This is a genomic window from Paenibacillus sp. J2L1-98 (assembly GCF_056269405.1).
The window spans coordinates 147511-169549 of record NZ_JBWDNW010000007.1; the positions used below are offsets into that span (position 1 = coordinate 147511).

A 22039-nucleotide genomic window follows, 5' to 3' on the forward strand; every position below is an offset into this window, starting at 1 on the left:
TTGTCCCATTGAGGGAGTGCCTTCCGGAACGTATAGTAAAAATAGAAGTAAACAAGTTAGATTTGCTCACACAAAATCAATGGGAGGTTGCTTGAATGAAAAGAAAATGGGTTTTGAGCATTGTTGTGATGGTTTTTATGTCAATTATTATGACAGCTTGCGGAACTAGCGGGGAAGGTAATTCGGTTTTAGAAGATTCAGGCTCCAAAAAAGGCAGTCTTACAATTTATTCGCCTAATCCGGCTGAGATTAACAACCCGGTTGTGAAAGAGTTCCAGGATCGGACGGGGATAACAGTTCAATTGATTTCAGGAGGAACCGGTGAACTGCTCAAACGGGTTCAAGCGGAAGCGGGCAATCCGCTCGGGGATGTATTCTGGGCAGGCGGGGCTGACTCGCTGGAATCGTTCAAAGATTATTTCGAGCCATACAAAACCAAGGAATCGGTGAATCTGCTTCCTGCCTATGCGGATGAAGCAGGCTATTGGACACCATTCAACGCGCTGCCGATGGTCATTACGTACAATAAAAATATGGTTTCGGAAGCGGATTTGCCGAAATCCTGGAATGATCTTCTAGATCCGAAATGGAAAGGGAATATTGCTTTCGCCGATCCTAGCAAATCGGGATCTTCCTACACCCAGGTCGTGACGATGCTTACTGCATTCGGAAGAGACGATGAGAAGGGCTGGGATTTTGTGCATAAGCTGGTGAAGAACATGGACGGAAAGATTTTATCGGGCTCTTCCCTGGTGCAGCGCGCCGTTCCTGACGGAGAATTCGCTCTCGGCATTACGCTTGAGGATGCGGCTTTGCGGTACATTGAAGGGGGCTCGCAGATCGGCATTATTTACCCGGAGGAAGGTACATCTGCCGTTCCTGACGGCGCTGCCATTATCAAAGGGACGAAGCATCTCGATGAGGCTCAGCAGTTTATCGACTTTATTGTAAGCAAAGATGTGCAGGAGCTGGTTCAAAAAGAATTTAAAAGACGCTCGATCCGCAGCGATGTCGATCCGGTGGAAGGCCTGCCGCAAACCAAGGATATTAAGCTGGTGAACTACGATTTTAGCTGGGCAGCTAATAATAAGGATGAAGTCATCAAACGCGTTACCCGGATTATGACCGGACAAGAATAATTGGCGCTGGCGGGCGGAAAGACCTTTCATTAGGAATAACCCCCGCCGCCTACATCTGGAGGCTGGTTAATGATGAGCAAGGTTGTTTTCGATCATGTGACCAAATATTTTGGCACGTCCAAGGCAGTAAATGATGCCCATTTCACGATTGAAGAAGGAGAATTTTTCACTCTGCTCGGTCCGAGCGGATGCGGCAAAACGACGCTGCTTCGCACGATAGCCGGATTTTACAGACAGGAAGAGGGAGACATTTATTTTGGAAATAAAGTCATTAACGATGTTCCTACGCATGAGCGAAATATCGGGATGGTCTTCCAAAACTATGCGATCTTCCCGCATTTGAGCGTTTTCGATAATGTGGCCTACGGTCTAAGGGCAAGAAAAGTATCCAAGAAGGAAATTGAAATGCGGGTAATGGAAGCTCTAGAAATGGTAGAACTCACCTCACTCCGGGACCGGATTCCAAACAATATGAGCGGCGGGCAGCAGCAGCGGATCGCGCTTGCGCGTGCCATTGTCATCCGTCCGGCGCTGCTGCTGATGGACGAGCCGCTCTCCAATCTGGATGCCAAGCTGCGGGTGAAGATGAGAACGGACATCCGCAAGCTGCAAAAAGAGCTGAACATTACAACCATTTATGTAACTCATGATCAGGAAGAAGCATTGGCCGTGTCCGACCGGATTGCCGTATTAAGCGAAGGCGTCATTCAGCAAATTGCTTCTCCGCGGGACATTTATATGATGCCGCAAAACCGTTTTGTCGCTAACTTTATCGGGACCTCCAATTTTATGGAGGGTGTATGCTCGGTGAGGGATTCGAGGGCACAGGGGCGGGTCAGGCTGCTGGAGTGGACTGCCGAGCTGCCGTTAAACCGCTCTTATTCAGGCAATGTGATGTTCTCTGTTCGTCCGGAGCAGGTCAAAATACAAATGCAGCCGGCTGCGGATTATCCGTTTCCAGGGACCGTTCAAACGGTAAGCTTCCTGGGCGATAAAGTAAGCTACAGCATAAAACTTGCAGACGGCAATTTGATCGAAGTACATGATCATCCCGGAAAGGGCAGTATGATTTACGGAGAAGGACAAGCGCTGTTTCTGGATTTGCAGCTTCATCAGTCCGTGATGTACGACGGCAGCGGAGGGGAGGTCATTTATTGTGCAAATGAAGCTTAATCAGCATCCGGCACCTGCGGTGCGGCAGAGGCTGTTGCTTCGAAAGTGGGACCTCTGGACCGTCGTAACCGTTTTGGTATATGTATTTCTGTGTGCGTTCGTGCTCTATCCGCTAATCTCGCTGCTGTTTAACAGTTTCATTAATGAGGAGGGCAGCTTCTCTATCCGGAATTACATTGACTTTATTTCATTAAGCTATTACCGGAAAGCGCTGCTCAACAGCTTCATGGTATCGGGTCTGGCAACGCTGCTTGCCGTGCTGATCGGTGTGCCGCTGGCCTACCTCTCCAGCAGATACGATATTAAGTTCAAGGGTCTTATGCAGATGATGGTCATTATGTCTCTGCTTTCCCCCCCTTTTATTGGGGCTTATTCATGGATCCTGCTGATGGGAAACAACGGATTTATAACCCGGTTTATACACAGCATTGGAATTCCTATTCCATCCATCTACGGATGGCATGGCATTGTCATCGTATTCGCACTGCAATTTTATCCGCATATCTTTCTGTACGTGTCCGGCGCGCTGAAAACAATCGATACATCGCTGGAAGAGGCCTCCGAGAGCCTGGGGATGAGCAGTTGGCAGCGGCTTAAGACCATTACGCTTCCGCTCATTTTTCCGACTTTGTCGGCAGGCGCGCTTATGGTATTTATGGCGTCCTTCGCTGACTTCGGCACGCCTATGCTGCTGGGCCAAGGTTTTAAGGTGCTTCCGATTTTGGCGTATGAGCAGTTTATCAGCGAAATGGGGGGCAATCCGGCGATGGCCAGTACGCTCAGTATCGTACTGATTGTATTCTCGACGGCCATACTTTTCTCGCAGCGGTATTTCGTATCGCGCAAAAATTATTCGATGACCGGCATGCGGACGCCAAAGGTGAAGCCGCTGAATAAGTCCGCTAAGATTCTGCTGACCGTACTGGCCTTCATTCCGGCGACTATTTCGATTTTGCCTCAGCTGACCGTGCTCGTAACGTCATTTTTGAAAACAAACGGACCAGTATTCCACCGCGGTTTCAGTCTGGACAGCTATAGGGAGGTTCTGTACCGTGTTCCCCGTGCGATCTTGAATACGTACACGTATTCTATTATCTCGATCGTCATTATGATCGTAGCCGGCATGATGATCGCCTATATATTGGTGAGACGCAAGTCTAAGCTGACTGCTGCGCTTGACGGCATTATTATGATTCCTTATGTCATGCCGGGTACGGTGCTCGGAATCAGTCTCATAATTGCGTTTAACAAGCCGCCGGTCGTGCTGACAGGCACCTGGATTATTCTTGTGATTGCATATGTGGTGCGTAAAATACCGTATACGATCCGCTCCAGTTCGGCCATCCTTCATCAGCTGGACAAAAGCGTGGAGGAAGCTTCCATCAGTCTGGGTGTTCCGCCGATGAAAACATTTTTCAAAACGACGGGCCGGCTAATGGCGCCGGGAGTCGTATCGGGCGCGATTCTAAGCTGGATTACAACGATAAATGAGCTCAGCTCGACGCTGGTATTGTACTTTGGGGCTACGGCAACGATTTCCGTCACGATTTATAGCGAGGTATTCACGTCCAACTACGGAACAGGTGCCGCCTTGGCCTCCATCCTTACGGTAACAACGCTTATTTCGCTCCTTATAGCAAATAAACTATCGGGTGGAAAAGGCCTCTCGCTCTAGCCTGGGCCAGCTGCCGTACTACCCCTTCCTGCAATCCGCTTTGCCTATTATAATGACAGTAATCAGGAAGAATGATTAAAGTTGTTGGTTACAATGGGGAATAGGTAACAGGCAGTAGGCAATGTACGGCAGGGAGGTATAGGCGGTTGACTAAAAATGGAATCGTATGGCTGGCTTTGCTGGTCATTATAGCCGTGAGTCTGATGGTATACTCAACTTACTTTTACAAGCTGTCCAATTTTCAGGATCAGCACATAGTCAGGACGGAAGCGGTGGATTGCTGGATTTACAGCAGCGGCTGGGAGCCGATAGTGGAGCAGTTTCAGCAGGAGCATCCGGATGTGCGTGTAAATGTGCGGCTGTTCAATTCCTACGAGGATTTAAATAGTGAACTGCTCGCCGCGGTTTCGGCAGGCCGTGCGCCTATGGTTGTCGAACTGGATAGTACGCAGGGATATAAAAGCTTGGCAGATGCAGGGATATTACGGCCTGCACACGAATATGCGGAGCTTCCTTCCGATATTTTGCAAGCGGCAGATACAGCCTTCTTGTATCGGGGGAAACGCTGGGCGGTACCGGCCGGAGTGGCCGTCCCCGTATTGTTTTATAATCAGGATCGTTTGAGCTGGATGGGGTTTAAGCAGCCGCTGAAGTTCCGCGATCTAAGCTCATTAGGAACAACGCTGCGGGAGCGGACGGAAGTGTTGTCTCAGCTGGGATCAAACATCGAGCAGCAGGAGATTTTGGCAGTGGATGATGAGCTATCCTTCATATTCCTGAATTTACTGGGAAATGCCGAGCTGAACAAAGGGAAGGATTCCTTGCGCAATCTTCTGAATATGTGGAAAGGGCTGGTGTATGAATCCGCAGTCATGGAGCCTTTGAAGCACCGCCTTGCGGTCAGCAAGTTTATGACAGGAAAAACATGGTTTCTAATAGCGAATTCGACTCATATTCATGAATTGGACCGTTATATTGCGGGCAAGTTCGCCTATAGTATATTGCCGCTACCCGGCGCAGCAGCAGCTATGCCGTTTCCCCGTGTCAGTGCATTCGCAGTAGTTGCAGGCAGTGAAACAAGCGCTTATGCGGGAGCGTTGGCTGAGTATTTTGCAGCTCCCGCTGTTCAGAATAACATAGTTTCCTTAAATGGCTATATGCCTATTCGGCGGGATGTGTTGGATAAACAGATTTCAGATCCGTCCATCCCGGAGAAATATAACAGGCTGCTGCAGATCGGAGCCGGGCTCAAGGGGCAAACATTTTACATGACCGATCAAGCAAATCTGGAGCATATATCCGAAATGCTTATGCGGCTGGAAGGTGATCCGGATGATGATTTGGAGCAGGAGATCGAAGAAATGCTTTGGATGCTGCCATAAGCGGGACCGGAAAAAGTTAACGGAGGGAGAGAGTGCCTATGAAACTGCATACCATTTCAATTCAAGGGGTCGGGGAGTGGAACGAGGACGCCTTCGTCCTGGATGAGAGCCGCCATATTTTCGGTGTTATAGACGGTGCGACTTCACTTGTGCCCTATCGGGGGGCAAACGGGGAAACCGGCGGGAGATTGGCTTCCCAGTGCATCAAACGATTTTTCGAGGAACTGACGGATGAGGATGAGACCCGGGATCTCGAAGCTTTAACGCTGGAAGCCAACCGCAAGCTCGGACGGGAAATGGCTGAGAGCGGCGTTAATTTACAGTCGAAGGAAGAGCTGTGGACAGCGGGGATGGCAATGATAAGAGTCAGTGAGAACCGGATCGAATTCGTCCAAGCCGGTGATTGTATGATATTGGCCAAGTATAACGACGGCTCTATGAGAAGCATCACGAGAGATCATGTAGCCCATATTGACAGGGATTCCAAAAAGATCTGGGAGGCGGAGATTGCTTCGGGTGTACGATCGAAAGCGGCGCTCTGGGAGAAGGTCAAGCCGATTATTTTGGGAAATAAGAAAAGGATGAATACGGCTGAAGGTTATTCGGTGCTTAATGGGCTGCCTGAGGCCGGGCGGTTCCTGGAATACGGCAGAATGAACCGCATCGGGCTCGATAAGCTTCTGCTTGTGACGGATGGCCTGTTCTATCCTGAAAAAAGTCAGGAACAAGGCAGCCGCAATCCGGATGAACAGCTTCTGAACGGGATTGAAATGATGGGATTGGAGCCTTATGCGCATTGGCTGATTGCGCTCGAGGAAGAGGATGCGGAATGCATCAGGTATCCGAGATTCAAAAAATCTGATGACAAAACTGGAATTTGGATTGAGCTGTAGATTCAGCACTTATAAACATGAATGGCGGATCAGGACTATCCCTGTTCCGCTATTTTTTAAGTTTTGACAATTTATCGGACTTGCTGGATTATTAAGTGGTATCATAAAAAAACATCTGATTTGCTTTGGAAGCAGAGCCGCCATTTATACTATCAGCACATCGTATAACATAGGGAGGGAAATATAATTATGATCGTTTATAAAGGTAAGCAGTATGTATGTCATCTTGATATTGGCATGGAACTTATAAGCAGCAAATGGAAGGCTGTTATACTTTGTCACTTAAACGATGGTCCAAAACGTTTTTTAGAATTGCAGAGGATCGTTTCCGGTGTCAGCCAAAAAGTAATTAATGAAAAACTTAAAGAATTAGAGGAAGACGGCCTTATTCAAAAAACCGTTTATGCAGAAGTACCGCCGAAGGTTGAGTTTAGTATTACGCAAGTTGGAAAAGAGCTGTTCCCGGCATTGGATATCATTCAAAAATGGTCGGAAAAAAATTTCTCGGAAAGTTTTGAAGCAATGAAATAGTCTGAGTCCTGTATAGCAGTCTCTCAGCCAGCCATTTCCTGAATTGATGCGCAGCAGTACGTTGAATGCTGATGTATGGCGATTCTCATTGGCTGGCTTAAGTTGTTTTGAAAACGCATTCATGATTGTCTTCCCAATACTCTTCGCAAGTCTCATGCTGTAAAACTGCGTGAAATTCCCCTAAACCTGAAAAACGATTTCCTCGAGTTTGACTCTCTAATGAGCTTAAAATCTCCATTTGCGAAAGCCGAGTAAAATAATTTGCTATGCAGCTCCATAAGAACTGCTGAAGCGAAACAAATCTTACCAATAGGTAAGATATCTTACTGAAAAGTGGGTACTGTTGCTTAAAAACAGAGACATATATACTGAGGTTGTTCTTTTCATAGCTCGAGCAGAGTTTATGTATAAAGATTCAAAACAAATTAATAGGAGGGTCTTTAATTGGAAACGGGATTAAAAGGTAAAAAAGTACTTATTACAGGTTCAACATTAGGGATTGGACATGCAATCGCACTTGCTTTTCTTGATGAAGGGGCAAAGGTCATTATTAATGGCCGGAATAAAGAACAGGTAGATATAGTCGTTAAAGAGATGCAGCAATCTCATCCAGGCAGTGAAGTAAGCGGGATAGCTGCTGACCTCAGCTCTCTTGAAGGCGCAAACGGGCTTTATGATGAGGCGACCAAAGACGGTAAGCTGGATGTTTTGGTCAACAATGTCGGCATCTATGGTGTTGTGCCGTTTGTAGAAATAAGCGATGAAGAATGGTTCAACATTTACAATGTTAATGTGATGAGCATTGTAAGATTATCCAGAAGAGCGCTTCCGGATATGCTGGAAGAAAACGCAGGCAAGATTATTAATATCGGCAGCGAAGCTGGAATTAGAGTGAATAGCGATATGGCGCATTATTCCACTTCAAAGGCTGCGTGCTTAGCACTGACAAAATCATTAGCAGAGATGACGAAAGGGACTAGAGTTACCGTAAACAGTATACTGCCTACGGCAACAATGACTCCAGGTGTCAAAGACTATCTTGAAACAATTGCAGCAAGAGACGGCATTACGCTTGAACAAGCCAAAATTAATTATTTTGCGAACGGGACGGATGCAGGCTCATTATTGCAAAGATTTTTAACAGTTGAAGAGGTAGCGATGACTGTCATTTTCGCAGCTGCCAACAATGGAATAAACGGAAATAATATTCTCATTGATGCTGGTGTCATTAAACATCTTTAATAGCGAAAGCGCCATTCCCCCCGCAACTAGCTGCGGGGAGAACGCATGCGTTTCTTTATTGGCAGTAATGAAAGCGATTGCAAATATGAATCGGGAGGCTTACAAAATGAGTAATAAAAAAACGTATTCTAAGCTTATTTCAATATTGCTCGGATTTTCTTTAGTTATGGCAACGCTTACAGCTTGTAAAAGCGAAGCAGCAGTCAGCACGGAGCCCCAAACGGAATCGGCAACGAAGGCTAAAGAAGAAAGAGTCTATTACTTTGTTTCAGGCTTTCAATCGCATCCCTATTTAATTGACGCGCATTCCGGATTTAAGTATGCCGCTGAAAAATTGGGCGTGAAAATTGTGAAAATGGGACCGGACGGATTTGATAGTAAAGCAACTTCGGAAGCTATGGAACAAGCAATCGCCAAAAAGCCTGCCGGGATTATTACATGCTTATGGGATTCGGCATCCGTTCCTGCTATAAAGCGTGCGATGAAAGAAGGAATCCCGGTTATAGCGATGACGTCTACCGTCCCGGATGCTGGAGTCATGACTTACATCGGACTTGATAATTATCAATCCGGTGTAGATACGGCTAAAGAATTGATCAAACAAGCGGGCGATACAGGAAACTTAGTTGCACTCGGCAATTGGGGGGCTTCTAATACGGATGAGAAATTTAGAGGATTGATGGACGGATTGAAAGGAACAAATTGGAAATTGCTGAGTAAAGTCGATGATAAAGCAAATACGGAGGCTGCCATTGAAGCTGCAAAGTCCGCTTTTAATAATTATAAAGATTTAACGGCAATTGTCGGGTTAGATTCAAGCTCAGGCACCGGCATCGGATCTGCTATGGAAGAGTTGAAGGTTGATCCTGCACGCGTTGCCGTAGTCACACATGATAGAGAGACCGGAACAATTGAATATATTCAGAAAGGTTATATCCGTTCTTCGATCATAAATAAAACAGCAACAGATGCGTATATGTCTATTTTGTTGTTAGAGGCTTATAACGATCAAAATATCGGTTTAAAAAATGTTCCTGTAGCAAGAGACAATGAAAAAGCCGGTATAAACATTATGCCTGAGATCATGTATGAACACACAGTAGTCATCGATAAAAACAATGTTGAAGAGTTTGTATATAAAAACCTTCCCCGGTTTCCAAAAGGAGAAAAATTGTACAAATAGAAAAGAAGGGCAGGGAATCTAATTTCCGAAATTAGATTCCCGGCTTCACTAAATGAACAAGTTCATTCATGCATGATGTTGGAAGCAGTGAAAATGAATAGTGGGAGAATGGGTGCGATGAGTAAGCAAAATGAAAATTTTTTAGTCATTAATCATGTCGCCAAACGTTTTGGAGTCGTTACCGCCCTTCAGGATGTTTCGTTTTCTGTCAGCAAAGGAGAAATCCACACTTTGCTAGGCGAGAATGGAGCCGGGAAGAGTACGCTTATTAAAATCATTATGGGTGAACAAGCGCCTGACTCGGGATCAATCATTATCGACGGAATGCCTGTGGACATTTATACGCCTAAGCATGCACAATCGCTCGGTATTTCTATGGTTCATCAAGAGCTGGCCGTTTTCGAAAACATGACCGTAGCTGAAAACATATTTCCAGACAGCAATTTTAAAAACAAATTCGGTTTGATCGATAAACGGCGTTTGAACAGCGAAGCAAAGAAGACTTTGGATATTTTTGAATTAAACATCGATCCTGATCAAAAAATGAACGCATTGACGCTGGCGGAACAACAAATGGTAGAAATTTTAAGGGCAATAAGCCTTAATAAAAAAATAATTATGCTGGATGAACCTACTTCCAGCTTAAATAACGAAGAAGCTGAGCGGCTGGTGAAAATTTTAAAGAAGCTTAGAAACGATGGCATAACGATCATCTATATTTCTCACCGGCTGAATGAAATTCTAGATTTAAGTGACCGGGTGACCGTACTACGGGACGGCAGCTTTATTTGCACACTAATTAATGATGAAAGTCTGACTGAAAACATTCTAGTGAGCAAAATGGTTGGCAGAGAGCTTACCGGCAGTGTATATGTGAAAAAGGACTATGTATCTTTGCCGGAAAAAGAAACGATATTCGAAGTAAAAGGCCTCTCAAAAAAGAACTCTGTTAACAATATCAGTTTCAGCCTGAACAAAGGTGAAATATTAGGCTTTTACGGATTAGAGGGGTCGGGAACAACTGAATTATCGCGGATGCTTTATGGTCTAGAAGGTATAGATAAGGGAGAGTTTTTTTATAAAGGGAAAAAACTAGTGAATATTACCCCGATAAACTTGATTGAACATAAGATCTTATATCTTAACAGCAACAGAAAACATGCGGGATTACTGTTAAATATGTCTGCCATGGATAATATGTCATTACCTGTGCTTAAAAAATTATCGAAATTTTCATTTGTGGATGTTAAGGCATTGAAACAATATACAACGGAATTTATTAATAAATTTTCGATCGCCATCGCTTCCATTTGGACGAAACCGGGAACTTTAAGCGGAGGCAATCAGCAAAAGCTAATGTTGTCCGTCTGCTTAGGCACGGAACCGGAGTGCTTTATTATCAATGAACCTACCCGCGGTATTGATGTCGGCGCCAAAACGGAAATTCATAAATTTATTTTAAATATTGCTAAACAGGGTGTGAGTATGATCGTCTTTAGCTCTGATTTACCTGAGTTAATAAGTCTGGCAGACCGAATTATTATTATGCGGAATAAGACGATTAGCGGTGAACTCGGAAGCCATGAGATTACTGAAAATGAAATTATGTCGTTTGCGGCATTATGAGATGGGACGGGGGAGTAAGAAGGATGTCAACGGAAAGTAAAGCAGCCATAATAAAAACAAGCCGGTCTCAACTGAGAGTGGATATTGGAGCAGTATCTATTATTCTTATCACCGTTATGCTCAGCATCATACTTGGTGCTACTACGAGCAGTTTTTTTTCATATAACAACATCTATTCGATTTTGTTCGGTGTTTCTATTCAGTTTTTTGCAATCATCGGTTTTACTTTTTTAATGATTATGGGTGAATTAGATATGTCTGTTGGCGCGGTTTATGGATTTAGCGGAACTATGCTAGGTACATTAATGATTAAAACAGATATGCCTTTTATCCTTGCGTTTATAGTCACGATATTAATTTGTGCTTGTTTTGGAATGATTTCCGGATATGTTGTAACTAAATTTAGAGTGAACTCTATGATGGTAACAATTGGAATGATGACCTTGATACAGGGCATAAATTGGATCCTGATAGGATCGCTGCAAGGTTATACTTTTCCTGATACGTATAGACATTTTATCAATCTTCGAATAGGAGCCATTCATTGGAGCATTCTTTTTATGGTTTTAATCGTTGCCGCTCTTGAGGTTTTAATGAAAAATTCGACAGTGTTTAAAAAAATGTATTATGTGGGCTCCAATATTGAAACAGCGCGAATTTATGGAATAAAATCTGAAAAGATCAAAATTATTACCTTTGCTGTTTCCAGCGCTACTGCTGCTATTGGCGGTATTCTTGCCACTTCAAGAATCATGCACGCGGATGTAACAACAGGCGTTAATTTAGAGTTTCTAATGATTACAGCTGCAGTCGTGGGCGGGGCAAGCCTGTTTGGCGGAAAAGGCAGCGTGATGCGATCGGTTCTTGGATTGCTGTTTCTGTCTGTAATCTTTAATGGAATGATTATTTTTAAAATTGATCCCTTTATTCAGCATGTGATTGTTGGGTTTATTTTAATAGTTGCTGTGTTTATTGACACCTTGCTGAACAAAATGACGAAATAATTTTCGCAATTTAATGACGGAGGAATAAATATGAATTTCAAAGGTTTGCGAAGTATGTACAAAAGAAATGAGTTTGTTTCTTTTTCTATAAGTGTTTTGCTTATTATCGTTCTCGTATCCTTCAGCCCGTATTTTTTAGATATGGCTAACCTAGATTCATTGCAGACGGCAATAGCGCCGGCAGGCATAATCGCAATCGGAATGATGGTGTTGTTAATAACTGGAATGTTCGATCTGTCGGTAGGCTCCATTATGAGCATTAGCGGCGTCGTAACAGCCATGCTATTAGATGGGGGCATGCCTGTCATTCCTTCCATTCTAATCGGAATATTAGCGGGAGCGGTTATTGGTTTGATTAACGGTTTTTTAGTCGCTCACGCTAAAATAAATCATTTGATTGCAACCATTGGAATGATGTACATGATAAAAGGCATTTCTGAAATATTGTTAGTAGGCGAAGGAAGAGAAGGATACAGAAATTTCCCCGAACAGTTTATTCAAATGGGTACAGGCAAGTTTCTTGGCATCTACTACATGTTTTGGATTATGTTAATTGTTGTTGTGCTTGCGCAATTGTTTGTTCTTTTTACGCCGGCGGGAAGGAAACTGTATTATATTGGCGGAAATCCGGAAGCTGCAGGCTTAATGGGCTTCAATGTGAAAAAAATTAAAATGCTTGCATTTGTGCTCAGCGGGACATTATCTGCAGTCGCAGGCATTCTATCGACAGCTCGTTATGAAATGGCCAATAGATATATGGGACAAGGCATGCATATGAGCATCATCATTAGCTGCATTATTGGCGGCAGCAGCCTGGCTGGCGGGAAGGGCTCTGTTGTAGGAGCTATATTTGGCGTTATATTTTCTTCCTTGCTCAGCAATTACTTCAACTTATTTGAGGTGAAGCCGCAATGGCAAAATGTTGTGATCGGTATCATATTAGTCATTGTAGTCATATCGGATGGATACCTGTCATTACGAAAGCAGCGTGAATTGGGTAGAATCTAATCGTTTCTTTTTTTGCTGTTCAATGCGGCTTAAGGTATAAATATTTTTATGGATATTGAACTATAATCTAATTGGATTTATAGGAGGCCTGGAGCTACAATAGCATTGCAACAGCAAATCAGAAACGGGGAGAGGAACCCATATGCAAAAAAATATATTAATCGTTGTCACCTCGGCCAGTCAAATAAATAGTGAGAAGTCCACAGGGCTTTGGTTTTCGGAATTTGCCGAGTCGTATCTTGCGTTTTCAAAACAAGGCTTTAATATTACAGTAGCGAGTCCTTTAGGCGGTAAAACTCCGATTGATCAAAACAGTTTAAGCGCTGATTTGCATCAGGAGCTATTGGACACTGAAAAATTTCTTGCGAATACGACCAGGCTGGATGAGGTAAAGGCTGCGGATTATGATGTCATTTTCTTGCCGGGCGGTCACGGAACGATGTTTGATTTGCCGGATAACGAGAAGCTTCAATCGTTACTAAGAGAGTTTTATGAGGCAGGAAAAATGGTTGCCGCGGTTTGTCATGGACCGGCTGCATTAGTCCATGCAAAGCTATCGGATGGTAAATATTTAGTGGAAGGCAAACGGATGACAGCCTTTACGGATACGGAAGAAAAGGCTGCCGGATTGGATCAATTTATGCCTTTTCTATTGGAGTCCAAGCTTCGTCAAGCAGGCACGCTCTTTGTAGCAGCACCGGATTGGAGCGATCATTATGAAGTTGACGGTCAATTAATAACAGGTCAAAATCCTCAATCAACACTTAGCGTGGCTAAAGAAGTTATTGCGAGATTGAAATAAGTGCAAGACTAAACGGGATCATATGTAACAGGACGACATTTTGCTGTTGTCCTGTTATTATTTGTTTTTATGCGCGAACGGCTATTGTTTCTTCTTTATCTATTTTATTAATGGTAATCATGTCAGCATTAAAGCATCTTGTAATCTAAAAAACATATGGAGGAGTACGAATGAAAACCTTTCATTTTAACAATCCTACCAAAATCCTTTTTGGACGTGGACAAGTTGAACAAATTAAAGTTGAAATTCCAACGTATGGTCAGCGCATTTTATTTCTTTATGGGGCAGGAAGTATTAAAAAAAATGGTATTTACGATCAAGTAATCAATGCCCTTTCTGGAATCAGTGACGTTCATGTGGTGGAACTGAGCGGGGTGGAGCCCAATCCGCGATTAACAACGGTAAATAAGGGAATTGAACTCGTAAGAGAAAATGATTTGGATTTCATTCTCGCTGTTGGCGGAGGGAGTGTAATTGACTGTGCAAAAGCCATCGCTGCCGGTGTCTATTACGAAGGTGACGTTTGGGATATTGTGTCTAATAAAGCAATTCCGACAAAAGCCGTTCCTATCGGTACGATCTTGACAATCTCTGCGACTGGATCAGAAATGAATGGCGGTTCGGTCATTACCAACTGGAAGGAAAATGATAAACGCCATTTTGTCTCAAAGCATACTTTCCCTAAATTTAGTATATTGGATCCGGAAATTACTGCTTCCGTACCAAAAAACCAAACTGTCTATGGTATTGTAGATATTATGACTCATGTATTGGAACAATACTTCCATACTTCTTCCAATGTACCATTGCAAGAACAGATTGGAGAGTCCATTCTACATACAACTATGGAAGTGGCACCTAAATTGATCGATGATCTTCAAAATTTTGAATATCGAGAAATCATCATGCTTAATGGAACGTTTGCATTGAATGGCATTTTATCCATGGGTGTTGTTGGAGATTGGGCCACCCATAAGATTGAGCACGCGGTCTCAGCTGTTCATGATATTCCTCATGGTGGCGGACTCGCGATCTTATTCCCTAACTGGATGGAATTTGTCGCTTCGAAAAATCCTGAAAAAGTAGCTCAATTAGGGTTGCGTGTTTTTGGGATTGAAGCTGGAAATAAAAAAAACGCTGAACTGGCAGCAGAGACCATTCGAAAATTACGTGCGTTCTGGCGTTCATTAGGGGCGCCAGACAAACTTTCCGATTATGGAATTGATGATTCAGAAATCGATTTAATGGTTGAAAGAGCAATGGTGGACGAAACTATTGGCAGATACATCCCTTTAAACAAACAAGATGTTGAGACTATTTTAAGAAAATCATTATAGTGTTCTTCAAGAACAATCGAGAGGTGTTTTGTTTTGAGCAATCGACTTTTTTCTCCGTATAAGCTGAAAGGATTACAATTAAAAAACCGAATTGTTATGGCGCCTATGTGTCAATATTCCGTCACCGCTAAGGACGGCAAGCCAAACGACTGGCATTATGTTCACTATATGAGCCGCGCAATAGGCGGGACAGGCTTAATTATTATAGAAATGACTGACATTGATCCGGATGGCCGCATAACAGATTTTGATCTAGGCTTGTGGTCGGATGAGCAGATTTCGGCATTTTCTAAAATAATCGAAGGGGCGCATGCTCATGGCGCAAAAATTGGCATTCAAATTGCTCATGCGGGCCGCAAAGCCGAAGATGCGGAAGTGCCGGTGGCTCCATCGGCCATAAAGCTTCCTGAATCCCATTTTAAAATGCCCCGCGCGCTTACGAAGGGTGAAATTAAAAGGATGATACAGCTATTTGCCGATGCAGCCCGCCGTGCGGTTCAAGCAGGGGTAGATATGATCGAGCTTCACGGAGCCCATGGCTATTTAATCCACCAGTTCCACTCTCCCTTAGCTAATAAGCGCGAAGATGAGTACGGCAAGGACCTGTCTAAATTCGGTGTAGAAGTCATAAAAGCCGTCAAAAAAGAACTGCCGGCAAATATGCCGTTAGTGTTCCGGATCTCGGCAGCCGAGTACGCTGATGGCGGTTATCAGATTGAACATGCCGTTGCGCTCTGTGAAGCTTATCAAGCAGCAGGCGTCGATTCGTTTCATGTAAGTACTGGCGGGGAAAGACTGGGTGGGGAAAGAAAGCCCGGCAATTATCCAGGCTACCAGGTGCCGTTTGCCCGGAAAATCCGGGAAGCGCTGAACATACCTGTTATTGCGGTAGGGATGCTGGAGGAGCCGGCGGTTGCTGAGTCCGTCATTGGCAATGAAGACGCAGATTTGGTGGCGATCGCCCGCGGCATGCTTCGCGATCCTTACTGGGCCGCGCATGCTGCCCTTTCGCTGAGAAGCGATCATATCCATGTTCCAAAGCAATATGAGCGAGCTTATCTGTAAAAAAGTGTTCGGTAAATCGCTGGAACATATGCGGTTTTGAGGGGAGGGAGTGCCTGCTTATCGTCTTCGGACTGTAAGAGCAGGTATCTCCCTCTAACTTATATGTTAAGGTTAGAGAGAAAGTACGGAGCGAAAGGATTTTGTTCATGGCCAATTTTGAATGGTATCGAAGTTTCATAAGCATTTATAAACATAGTTCCGTATCGGAAGCAGCCAAAACGCGGATTATGACACAGCCTGCCATGAGTCAACATTTGGCTGCCCTAGAAGCAGAGGTTGGCGAGCCATTGTTTATTAGAACATCGAGGAATATGGTTCCGACTGAACGGGGAAAAGAGCTTTATTCGCAATTGGCTCCGCTTATTGAAGCGCTGGAGGAGACGACGCTAAGTTTCAGAGCAGTCTCATCTCCCACGCTTCCGATTGTCAAAATCGGCACGGCGCAAGAGTTTTTTCGAGAAAAAATTGCGCCGTGCCTTGGAAGCCTGAATATGCGTGTGTTTGCATATTACGGGTTAGCATCGTATATTTTAGAATTATTAACGGAAGATAAGGTCGACATCATTGTAACATCGCAAAAGCATTCGGCCCCCGGGGTTGAATATATCCGATACGTAGAGGAAGAGTTTGTTTTAGTTGCGCCATATGATTTGGAGGAACCTGCGTTCAATCCTATGAAGCAGCTGGAGACGTGGTTATGTTCACAAACTTGGATCAGCTACGGCCTTGAATTACCCATTATCAGAAGATTTTGGAGGGAGCACTTTCAAAAACGTCCTCAAATAAAACCCGAGCATGTGCTGCCCGATTTGCACATTATTTTGTCTGCCATCGAACATGGTGCTGGAATTAGCTTATTGCCTACTTACATGCTGGCAAACTCCTTGCAATCGAACAAAGTAAAAATCATTTGTGAGCCTTATAAAGTAACGAATGATTTATATCTTGCTTACAAAATAAAAAATCGAAACATACCCAAAATAAATATGATGATAGATGCTATTAAAGAAAATAGTTAATTGGATACGTCCTGATCAAGCTCTCTGATCAAAACAATTTTTCCTTTGGTCCTGCCAGTCTGATTAGACAGATGGGCTTCACGTACGCCTTCGACAGTCATCGGGTATGTTTCGGTAACAACCGGTTTCAGTCTGCCCATTTCGACCAAACGTTTAATATGATTGAGGTTGGAAGCATCCGGACGTGTAAATACATACTCGATATGCAGGTTTTTCTCTTTCACTGCAGGAGAGCAAGATTTAGAATCATGGGGTCCGCCAAATATGGTAGCAATCGTCCCATTTGGTTTCATCCAATTGACTGCATCCAAAAAGACTTGGCCGCCAAGGGTATCAAGAGCAAAATCAAAATAATTTTTATAATCGTTCGTTAGCGGTTGATCGTACGCTATAACCTCGTCAGCTCCCAATGAACGAACGAAGTCAACGTTACGGCTGCTAGTTGTTGTCGTTACGTTGGCGCCTAATGTTTTTGCTAATTGTATGGCAGTTGAACCAATTCCGCCGCTTCCGGCTAAAATGAGGACGTTCTGTCCTTCGATTACCTGACCGGTTTCCACGAGCGCCTGCCATACGGTTAATCCAACGAGCGGTAGTGCTGCAGCTTCGGTATAAGTCAAGCCTTTTGGCATTAATGTGACGAATCTCTCCGGTACGTCAATTTGATTCGCATACGTTCCATGCTTCTCGATTTCCGGACGGAAAAAGACGTCGTCCCCAACACGAAGAGAACGAACCTTTTCTCCCACTTCCCTAATGACTCCTGCTCCATCCCAACCTAAAATCAGAGGCAGTTCATAAGGGAAGCTTTGCTGCAGCAAGCCTTCACGTATTTTCCAATCGACAGGATTAACGCCGCTGGCCCGAATGGCAATTCGAACCTCATCCGGTTGAAGCTGCGTTTCCGGTACTTCGATAACAGTCAGCTGTGAGCTGTCGCCGTACGCTTTAATCCCAATGCCTATCATCCTGATTGCTCCTTTTAAATTGAACACCCGGAGTATTAATAATATCCGGGTGTTCGGCAGATACTTCATCTAATAACTTAATTATTTAACGATTCGATGCGGCGGGAAGTGCGGCAGCACGTATTCGCCTAGTTCATGTATGACTTCGCTCGCTGGACGGGGGCTATCGAATAGAGCAAAGAAGAGATGATTAACACCAATTTGTTGATACATTTTAAGAAGTTCTAGCAATTTATTACGTCCGACCCGATAACCAAGCCGAATTGGAACAGCTTCTTCATTAGGATCTTCCGCTAAATCGAGATGCATGGGCATAGAGAATGGATGAAACGTTGTATGGTTTTGCCGAGCAGCCGATTCTCGCCATGCGTTTATGACTTCTAACTGTCGTAATGGTGATTGCGGATAATACATCCATCCGTCGCCGTTCAATCCAAGCCAATCGAGATCTTGCTGCGCAAAACCGGTAACCATTGTAGGAATTTTTTGCTTCAGTTTCGGTACGAGTGTCGCTTGCTGGATTTGACCGTAAGGCGAGTCAATCGTAGGGTAATGCTCATAAAGTGCCTTTTCGAGAAAGGATAACGCTTCACGGAACTGAGCGCCGCGGCTGGGATGGTCGACTCCAAGTCCTTTAAAGTCAGCCCGCCTGTCTCCGGATGAGATACCCATGATGAGCCTTTCCGGAAAGAGTGCTTCGATCGTTGCCACTTCTTTCGCCAGCCTTAGCGGATGGCGAAGAGGAAGCACCAGCGCAGATGTTCCAAGTGCGATTTTTTTTGTCTGACTAAGCAGATGTGTACCGAAAATCAAAATATCGTAAATTTGACCGACAGCCGGATCCCCAAAATTGGGATCTTCCAATATAACGTCCCGGAGCCACAGCGTAGTAAATCCGTATTTTTCAGCAGTTTGGGCCAGCTCAACTTGTTGAGCCATCGTTGGTGTGTTATTTTGATAGTTTTCTAGTGGAATATGGAGACCAAGCGTTAACTCGCCTTCCTTGTACATGCTCTGATAAGTCTGATGACGCTCAAACATCCGAATTTCCCCCCTGCATTATTTTCGTTCGAGTTTGGCAGAAATTGCTGTGAGTATAATCGCAATGACAACCATAAGCGCACCGATCCACGGCGTATGCACAAGGCCCATGGAGTCGATAACAACTCCGCCGACAATCGAACCGACTGCAATACCGATGTTAAATGCCGCAATATTAATGGCAGAAGCAACATCAACCGCTGAAGGCACGTACTTTTCAGCAAGTTGGACGACATATAACTGAAGACCGGGCACATTCATGAAGGCGAGCAGACCCATTAAGATTACACCGATTACGCCAGCCGTTTTAAATGGAGCAAGGAACGTTAGAAGGACTAGAACGGCCGCTTGTACGATAAACATCCAAAATAGTGCACGCAGCGGGTTTTTATTAGCCAATTTTCCGCCAACGGAGTTGCCAAAAGCGACAGCAATACCATAGGCGATCAAGAGGATGTTAATTACGCCATGACTTAGTCCGGTTACATCGTGCAGGAGCGGAGTTAAATAAGTGAAAGCGACAAAAGTCCCGCCATAACCGAATGCTGTGATAAGAAAGCCCAGAAGCAGACGGCCGTTTGTGAGCAGCCGGAACATATCTGTGAATTTGGCTGGCGGAGATTGTTTCAAGTTTTTAGGGATGAGTAAGGCGCTTGAAATGATCGCAATAACCCCAAGCAAGGCAACGCCCGCAAAAGTAGCTCTCCAGCCGAATGCTTGCCCGATAAATGTTCCGAGTGGAACACCGGTAACAATGGCAATAGTAAGTCCGGTGAACATAAGCGCGATGGCACTACCCTTTTTTTCTGGAGCTACTAATTGAACGGCGATGGTCGCTCCAATGGAGAAAAAGACGCCATGCGAAAATGCTGTAATGAACCGTGCAATAAGCAGAATTTCAAATGACGGTGAAAGTGCGGCGACTGCGTTGCCGATGATGAAAACGACCATCAGCGCCATGAGCAAGGACTTGCGGCTCATCCGATTAGTAAGCGCGGTAATGATGGGCGCTCCGACCGCGACACCGATCGCATAGCCTGAAATAAGAAGTCCAGCTAGAGTGATGCCGATTTGCAGATCATCGGCGATGGATGCAAGCAAACCTACAGGAACAAATTCCGTAGTACCGATACCGAACGCGCTTATAGCAAGGGCAAGAAGCGCCCAGGTACCTGACTTTGATCCGACTTTGCGTTGAGACGCTGATTTTGCAATAGTTTGACTCATGTTTTCCTCCTGATGATGATGTAGTTGAACGGAAGTAAGCTTTACTTTCGGTTCATGAGTGTTATTATATAGGCATAAAGAAGATCTTGATAAGTACGTACTTTTAAGGTATATAGGCACTTAAAAGTACCCTATAGCATAAAGGAGCGGGGAAAAATGGGTTATAATATTCCGGTCGAAGCTACTCTCGATGTAATCGGCGGTAAGTGGAAAGTGGTCATCATGTGTCATTTAATTAAAGGAGAAAAACGGACAAGTGAATTAAAAAGGCTGATGCCTGGCATTACACAGAAGATGCTGACACAGCAATTGCGCGAACTTGAACAGGATGGAGTATTGCAAAGAAAAATTTATGAGCAGGTGCCTCCGAAAGTTGTATACTCCCTAACGGAGTACGGATGGTCGCTTAGATCAATTCTCGATGCCATGTGTGCATGGGGCGAGCAGCATGTCGAACTAACTTCTGAGTTATCTTCGGAAATAACTTCTGAATAATAGAAGCTGCAGTCTATTTCTAATCTTATTGCTTATTTCCGCGCTGTGGTCTGCTTAGAGAAACACGCAATGTATGGTTCCCCTAATTAGGGGAATTTAGCATGTTCAACGATATCGTTATTTTTTATAGACAAAACAAATATTGTATGATAACTTAATATCTAATCGATTAGATGAAGGTGTGATAGATATTGGCTACAATAAAGGACATTGCTCAAAAATCAGGCGTCTCCGTTGCCACCGTTTCCTATGTCCTTAATAATACCCGTTGGGTTCATGAAGAGAAGAGAAAGCGGGTATTAGAAGCGATTTCGGAATTGAACTACGTTCCGAATGCGGTAGCAAGAGGTTTGAGAGTACAAAAGAGCAAAGCGATCAGTTTTGTTGTGTCTGATATCACGAACCCGTTTTATCCGGATTTAGCCAAGGCATGCGAAGATTTAGCTCAAACCAAAGGTTTCACAATCAATATTTTGAATACGGATGATAAACCTGACCGAACGCAATTCGCCCTTAATCAGGTAAGGGAAGGAAAAGTAGACGGGATTATCGTCACATCTGCGTTGGAGCAGGATCGTGAACACTTTCAAAAATTTATGGAGCAAGGTTATGTCATTGTGTTGGCTAACCGCTGTGTAAAGGGACTTCAAGTGGACTCGGTTGTTGCGGATAATTTCAACGGCGCTGTGATGGCTACGAATCATTTATACGAGCTGGGGCATAAGAAGATCGCATTTATGCCGGGCATCAGCGGCTCATCGATAACCCAGAGTCGAATGAACGGCTATATACAAGCGATGGAGGATACGGGATTAACCATCCACCCGGAATGGCTGACCTCGGGGGAAGCAAGATATTCGGGCAGCTATAAAACCACCCAATTTTTACTCGGGCTGCCAGAATGGAAGAGACCTACCGCTATTATCAGTCTTACCGATATTGGCGCATTAGGTGTACTGGATGCGGCGACAGATCTTGAGGTATCCGTCCCTGACGATTTGGCGGTTATCGGCTTTGATGATTTGTTTATTTCCGGGACGCGCAGTGTTCAATTAACTACCGTTAAAATTCCCAGGTATGAAATGGGGAGCATCGCTACTTCTTTGCTAATGGAAAGATTGGAGAAGGGCGGAAAGTCAGATTTTCAGGAAATTGTGCTGCCTGTGGAGCTAATCGTTCGTAAAACCTGCGGCAAACGGAAAACGGAAATAAAATGAATGCGTGATTGT

The 22039-nt window shown here is 44.3% G+C and carries 20 protein-coding genes; 17 read left to right on the top strand and 3 right to left on the bottom strand.

What is annotated here, in order from left to right:
• Positions 1-95: 95 nt before the first annotated feature.
• From AC0YNZ_RS15590 to AC0YNZ_RS15660, 15 genes are all read left to right on the top strand, one after another.
• Positions 96-1139, top strand: a complete 1044-nt coding sequence (locus AC0YNZ_RS15590) for an ABC transporter substrate-binding protein (protein ID WP_475827478.1) — start codon at positions 96-98, stop codon at positions 1137-1139.
• 69 nt (positions 1140-1208) lie between these two features.
• On the top strand, positions 1209-2312 hold the full coding sequence (locus AC0YNZ_RS15595; RefSeq protein ID WP_475827479.1) for an ABC transporter ATP-binding protein: 1104 nt from the start codon (positions 1209-1211) through the stop codon (positions 2310-2312).
• Positions 2302-3987, top strand: coding sequence for an ABC transporter permease (locus AC0YNZ_RS15600; protein WP_475827592.1), 1686 nt, complete (start codon positions 2302-2304; stop codon positions 3985-3987). The genes AC0YNZ_RS15595 and AC0YNZ_RS15600 overlap by 11 nt, the downstream gene beginning before the upstream one ends.
• A gap of 146 nt (positions 3988-4133) precedes the next feature.
• Positions 4134-5369, top strand: a complete 1236-nt coding sequence (locus tag AC0YNZ_RS15605; RefSeq protein WP_475827480.1) for an extracellular solute-binding protein — start codon at positions 4134-4136, stop codon at positions 5367-5369.
• A 38-nt stretch (positions 5370-5407) separates the two neighbouring features.
• Positions 5408-6262 carry a protein phosphatase 2C domain-containing protein gene (locus AC0YNZ_RS15610; protein ID WP_475827481.1) on the top strand — a complete coding sequence of 285 codons (855 nt, stop codon included), beginning with the start codon at positions 5408-5410 and terminating at the stop codon, positions 6260-6262.
• Between the two features lie 189 nt (positions 6263-6451).
• On the top strand, positions 6452-6793 hold the full coding sequence (locus AC0YNZ_RS15615) for a winged helix-turn-helix transcriptional regulator (RefSeq protein WP_475827482.1): 342 nt from the start codon (positions 6452-6454) through the stop codon (positions 6791-6793).
• A gap of 444 nt (positions 6794-7237) precedes the next feature.
• A complete protein-coding gene (locus AC0YNZ_RS15620; RefSeq protein ID WP_475827483.1) occupies positions 7238-8035 on the top strand; it encodes an SDR family NAD(P)-dependent oxidoreductase in 798 nt (265 codons plus the stop codon).
• A 106-nt stretch (positions 8036-8141) separates the two neighbouring features.
• Positions 8142-9218, top strand: coding sequence for a substrate-binding domain-containing protein (locus AC0YNZ_RS15625; RefSeq protein WP_475827484.1), 1077 nt, complete (start codon positions 8142-8144; stop codon positions 9216-9218).
• Positions 9219-9335: 117 nt separating this feature from the next.
• Positions 9336-10844 carry a sugar ABC transporter ATP-binding protein gene (locus AC0YNZ_RS15630; RefSeq protein WP_475827485.1) on the top strand — a complete coding sequence of 503 codons (1509 nt, stop codon included), beginning with the start codon at positions 9336-9338 and terminating at the stop codon, positions 10842-10844.
• Between the two features lie 23 nt (positions 10845-10867).
• Positions 10868-11848: an ABC transporter permease gene (locus tag AC0YNZ_RS15635; RefSeq protein WP_475827486.1), complete on the top strand. Its 981-nt coding sequence runs from the start codon at positions 10868-10870 to the stop codon at positions 11846-11848.
• A 30-nt stretch (positions 11849-11878) separates the two neighbouring features.
• Entirely contained in the window at positions 11879-12856 is a 978-nt protein-coding gene (locus AC0YNZ_RS15640) for an ABC transporter permease (RefSeq protein WP_475827487.1), read from the top strand.
• Between the two features lie 142 nt (positions 12857-12998).
• Positions 12999-13658, top strand: coding sequence for a type 1 glutamine amidotransferase domain-containing protein (locus AC0YNZ_RS15645; protein WP_475827488.1), 660 nt, complete (start codon positions 12999-13001; stop codon positions 13656-13658).
• A 170-nt stretch (positions 13659-13828) separates the two neighbouring features.
• A complete protein-coding gene (locus tag AC0YNZ_RS15650; RefSeq protein ID WP_475827489.1) occupies positions 13829-14995 on the top strand; it encodes an iron-containing alcohol dehydrogenase in 1167 nt (388 codons plus the stop codon).
• 33 nt (positions 14996-15028) lie between these two features.
• Positions 15029-16060: an NADH:flavin oxidoreductase/NADH oxidase gene (locus AC0YNZ_RS15655; RefSeq protein ID WP_475827490.1), complete on the top strand. Its 1032-nt coding sequence runs from the start codon at positions 15029-15031 to the stop codon at positions 16058-16060.
• 146 nt (positions 16061-16206) lie between these two features.
• Positions 16207-17079: a LysR family transcriptional regulator gene (locus AC0YNZ_RS15660; protein ID WP_475827491.1), complete on the top strand. Its 873-nt coding sequence runs from the start codon at positions 16207-16209 to the stop codon at positions 17077-17079.
• Here the strand turns inward: AC0YNZ_RS15660 and AC0YNZ_RS15665 are convergent.
• The 3 genes from AC0YNZ_RS15665 to AC0YNZ_RS15675 form a co-directional block, all read right to left on the bottom strand.
• The gene (locus tag AC0YNZ_RS15665) at positions 17076-18047 is read right to left on the bottom strand and encodes an NADP-dependent oxidoreductase (protein WP_475827492.1); all 972 of its coding nucleotides are present in this window, start codon (positions 18045-18047) and stop codon (positions 17076-17078) included. The genes AC0YNZ_RS15660 and AC0YNZ_RS15665 overlap by 4 nt on opposite strands.
• An 81-nt stretch (positions 18048-18128) precedes the next feature.
• Positions 18129-19088: a TIGR03571 family LLM class oxidoreductase gene (locus tag AC0YNZ_RS15670; protein ID WP_475827493.1), complete on the bottom strand. Its 960-nt coding sequence runs from the start codon at positions 19086-19088 to the stop codon at positions 18129-18131.
• Positions 19089-19106: 18 nt separating this feature from the next.
• Entirely contained in the window at positions 19107-20315 is a 1209-nt protein-coding gene (locus AC0YNZ_RS15675; protein WP_475827494.1) for an MFS transporter, read from the bottom strand.
• 156 nt (positions 20316-20471) lie between these two features.
• Here AC0YNZ_RS15675 and AC0YNZ_RS15680 point away from each other — a divergent pair, with 156 nt between their 5' ends.
• Positions 20472-20810, top strand: coding sequence for a winged helix-turn-helix transcriptional regulator (locus AC0YNZ_RS15680; RefSeq protein WP_110771963.1), 339 nt, complete (start codon positions 20472-20474; stop codon positions 20808-20810).
• 191 nt (positions 20811-21001) lie between these two features.
• Positions 21002-22027 (top strand): LacI family DNA-binding transcriptional regulator, encoded by a 1026-nt coding sequence (locus AC0YNZ_RS15685; protein ID WP_475827495.1) that lies wholly within the window; start codon positions 21002-21004, stop codon positions 22025-22027.
• Positions 22028-22039: the final 12 nt, after the last annotated feature.

Bases quoted from the DNA above. Each gene is read 5' to 3' on its own strand.
- AC0YNZ_RS15680 (WP_110771963.1), top strand. From the start codon at position 20,472: ATGGGTTATAATATTCCGGTCGAAGCTACTCTCGATGTAATCGGCGGT.
- AC0YNZ_RS15600 (WP_475827592.1), top strand. From the start codon at position 2,302: ATGAAGCTTAATCAGCATCCGGCACCTGCGGTGCGGCAGAGGCTGTTG.
- AC0YNZ_RS15635 (WP_475827486.1), top strand. From the start codon at position 10,868: ATGTCAACGGAAAGTAAAGCAGCCATAATAAAAACAAGCCGGTCTCAA.
- AC0YNZ_RS15665 (WP_475827492.1), bottom strand. From the start codon at position 18,047: ATGATAGGCATTGGGATTAAAGCGTACGGCGACAGCTCACAGCTGACT.
- AC0YNZ_RS15630 (WP_475827485.1), top strand. From the start codon at position 9,336: ATGAGTAAGCAAAATGAAAATTTTTTAGTCATTAATCATGTCGCCAAA.
- AC0YNZ_RS15625 (WP_475827484.1), top strand. From the start codon at position 8,142: ATGAGTAATAAAAAAACGTATTCTAAGCTTATTTCAATATTGCTCGGA.
- AC0YNZ_RS15590 (WP_475827478.1), top strand. From the start codon at position 96: ATGAAAAGAAAATGGGTTTTGAGCATTGTTGTGATGGTTTTTATGTCA.
- AC0YNZ_RS15615 (WP_475827482.1), top strand. From the start codon at position 6,452: ATGATCGTTTATAAAGGTAAGCAGTATGTATGTCATCTTGATATTGGC.
- AC0YNZ_RS15640 (WP_475827487.1), top strand. From the start codon at position 11,879: ATGAATTTCAAAGGTTTGCGAAGTATGTACAAAAGAAATGAGTTTGTT.
- AC0YNZ_RS15675 (WP_475827494.1), bottom strand. From the start codon at position 20,315: ATGAGTCAAACTATTGCAAAATCAGCGTCTCAACGCAAAGTCGGATCA.
- AC0YNZ_RS15650 (WP_475827489.1), top strand. From the start codon at position 13,829: ATGAAAACCTTTCATTTTAACAATCCTACCAAAATCCTTTTTGGACGT.
- AC0YNZ_RS15670 (WP_475827493.1), bottom strand. From the start codon at position 19,088: ATGTTTGAGCGTCATCAGACTTATCAGAGCATGTACAAGGAAGGCGAG.
- AC0YNZ_RS15645 (WP_475827488.1), top strand. From the start codon at position 12,999: ATGCAAAAAAATATATTAATCGTTGTCACCTCGGCCAGTCAAATAAAT.
- AC0YNZ_RS15660 (WP_475827491.1), top strand. From the start codon at position 16,207: ATGGCCAATTTTGAATGGTATCGAAGTTTCATAAGCATTTATAAACAT.
- AC0YNZ_RS15610 (WP_475827481.1), top strand. From the start codon at position 5,408: ATGAAACTGCATACCATTTCAATTCAAGGGGTCGGGGAGTGGAACGAG.
- AC0YNZ_RS15595 (WP_475827479.1), top strand. From the start codon at position 1,209: ATGATGAGCAAGGTTGTTTTCGATCATGTGACCAAATATTTTGGCACG.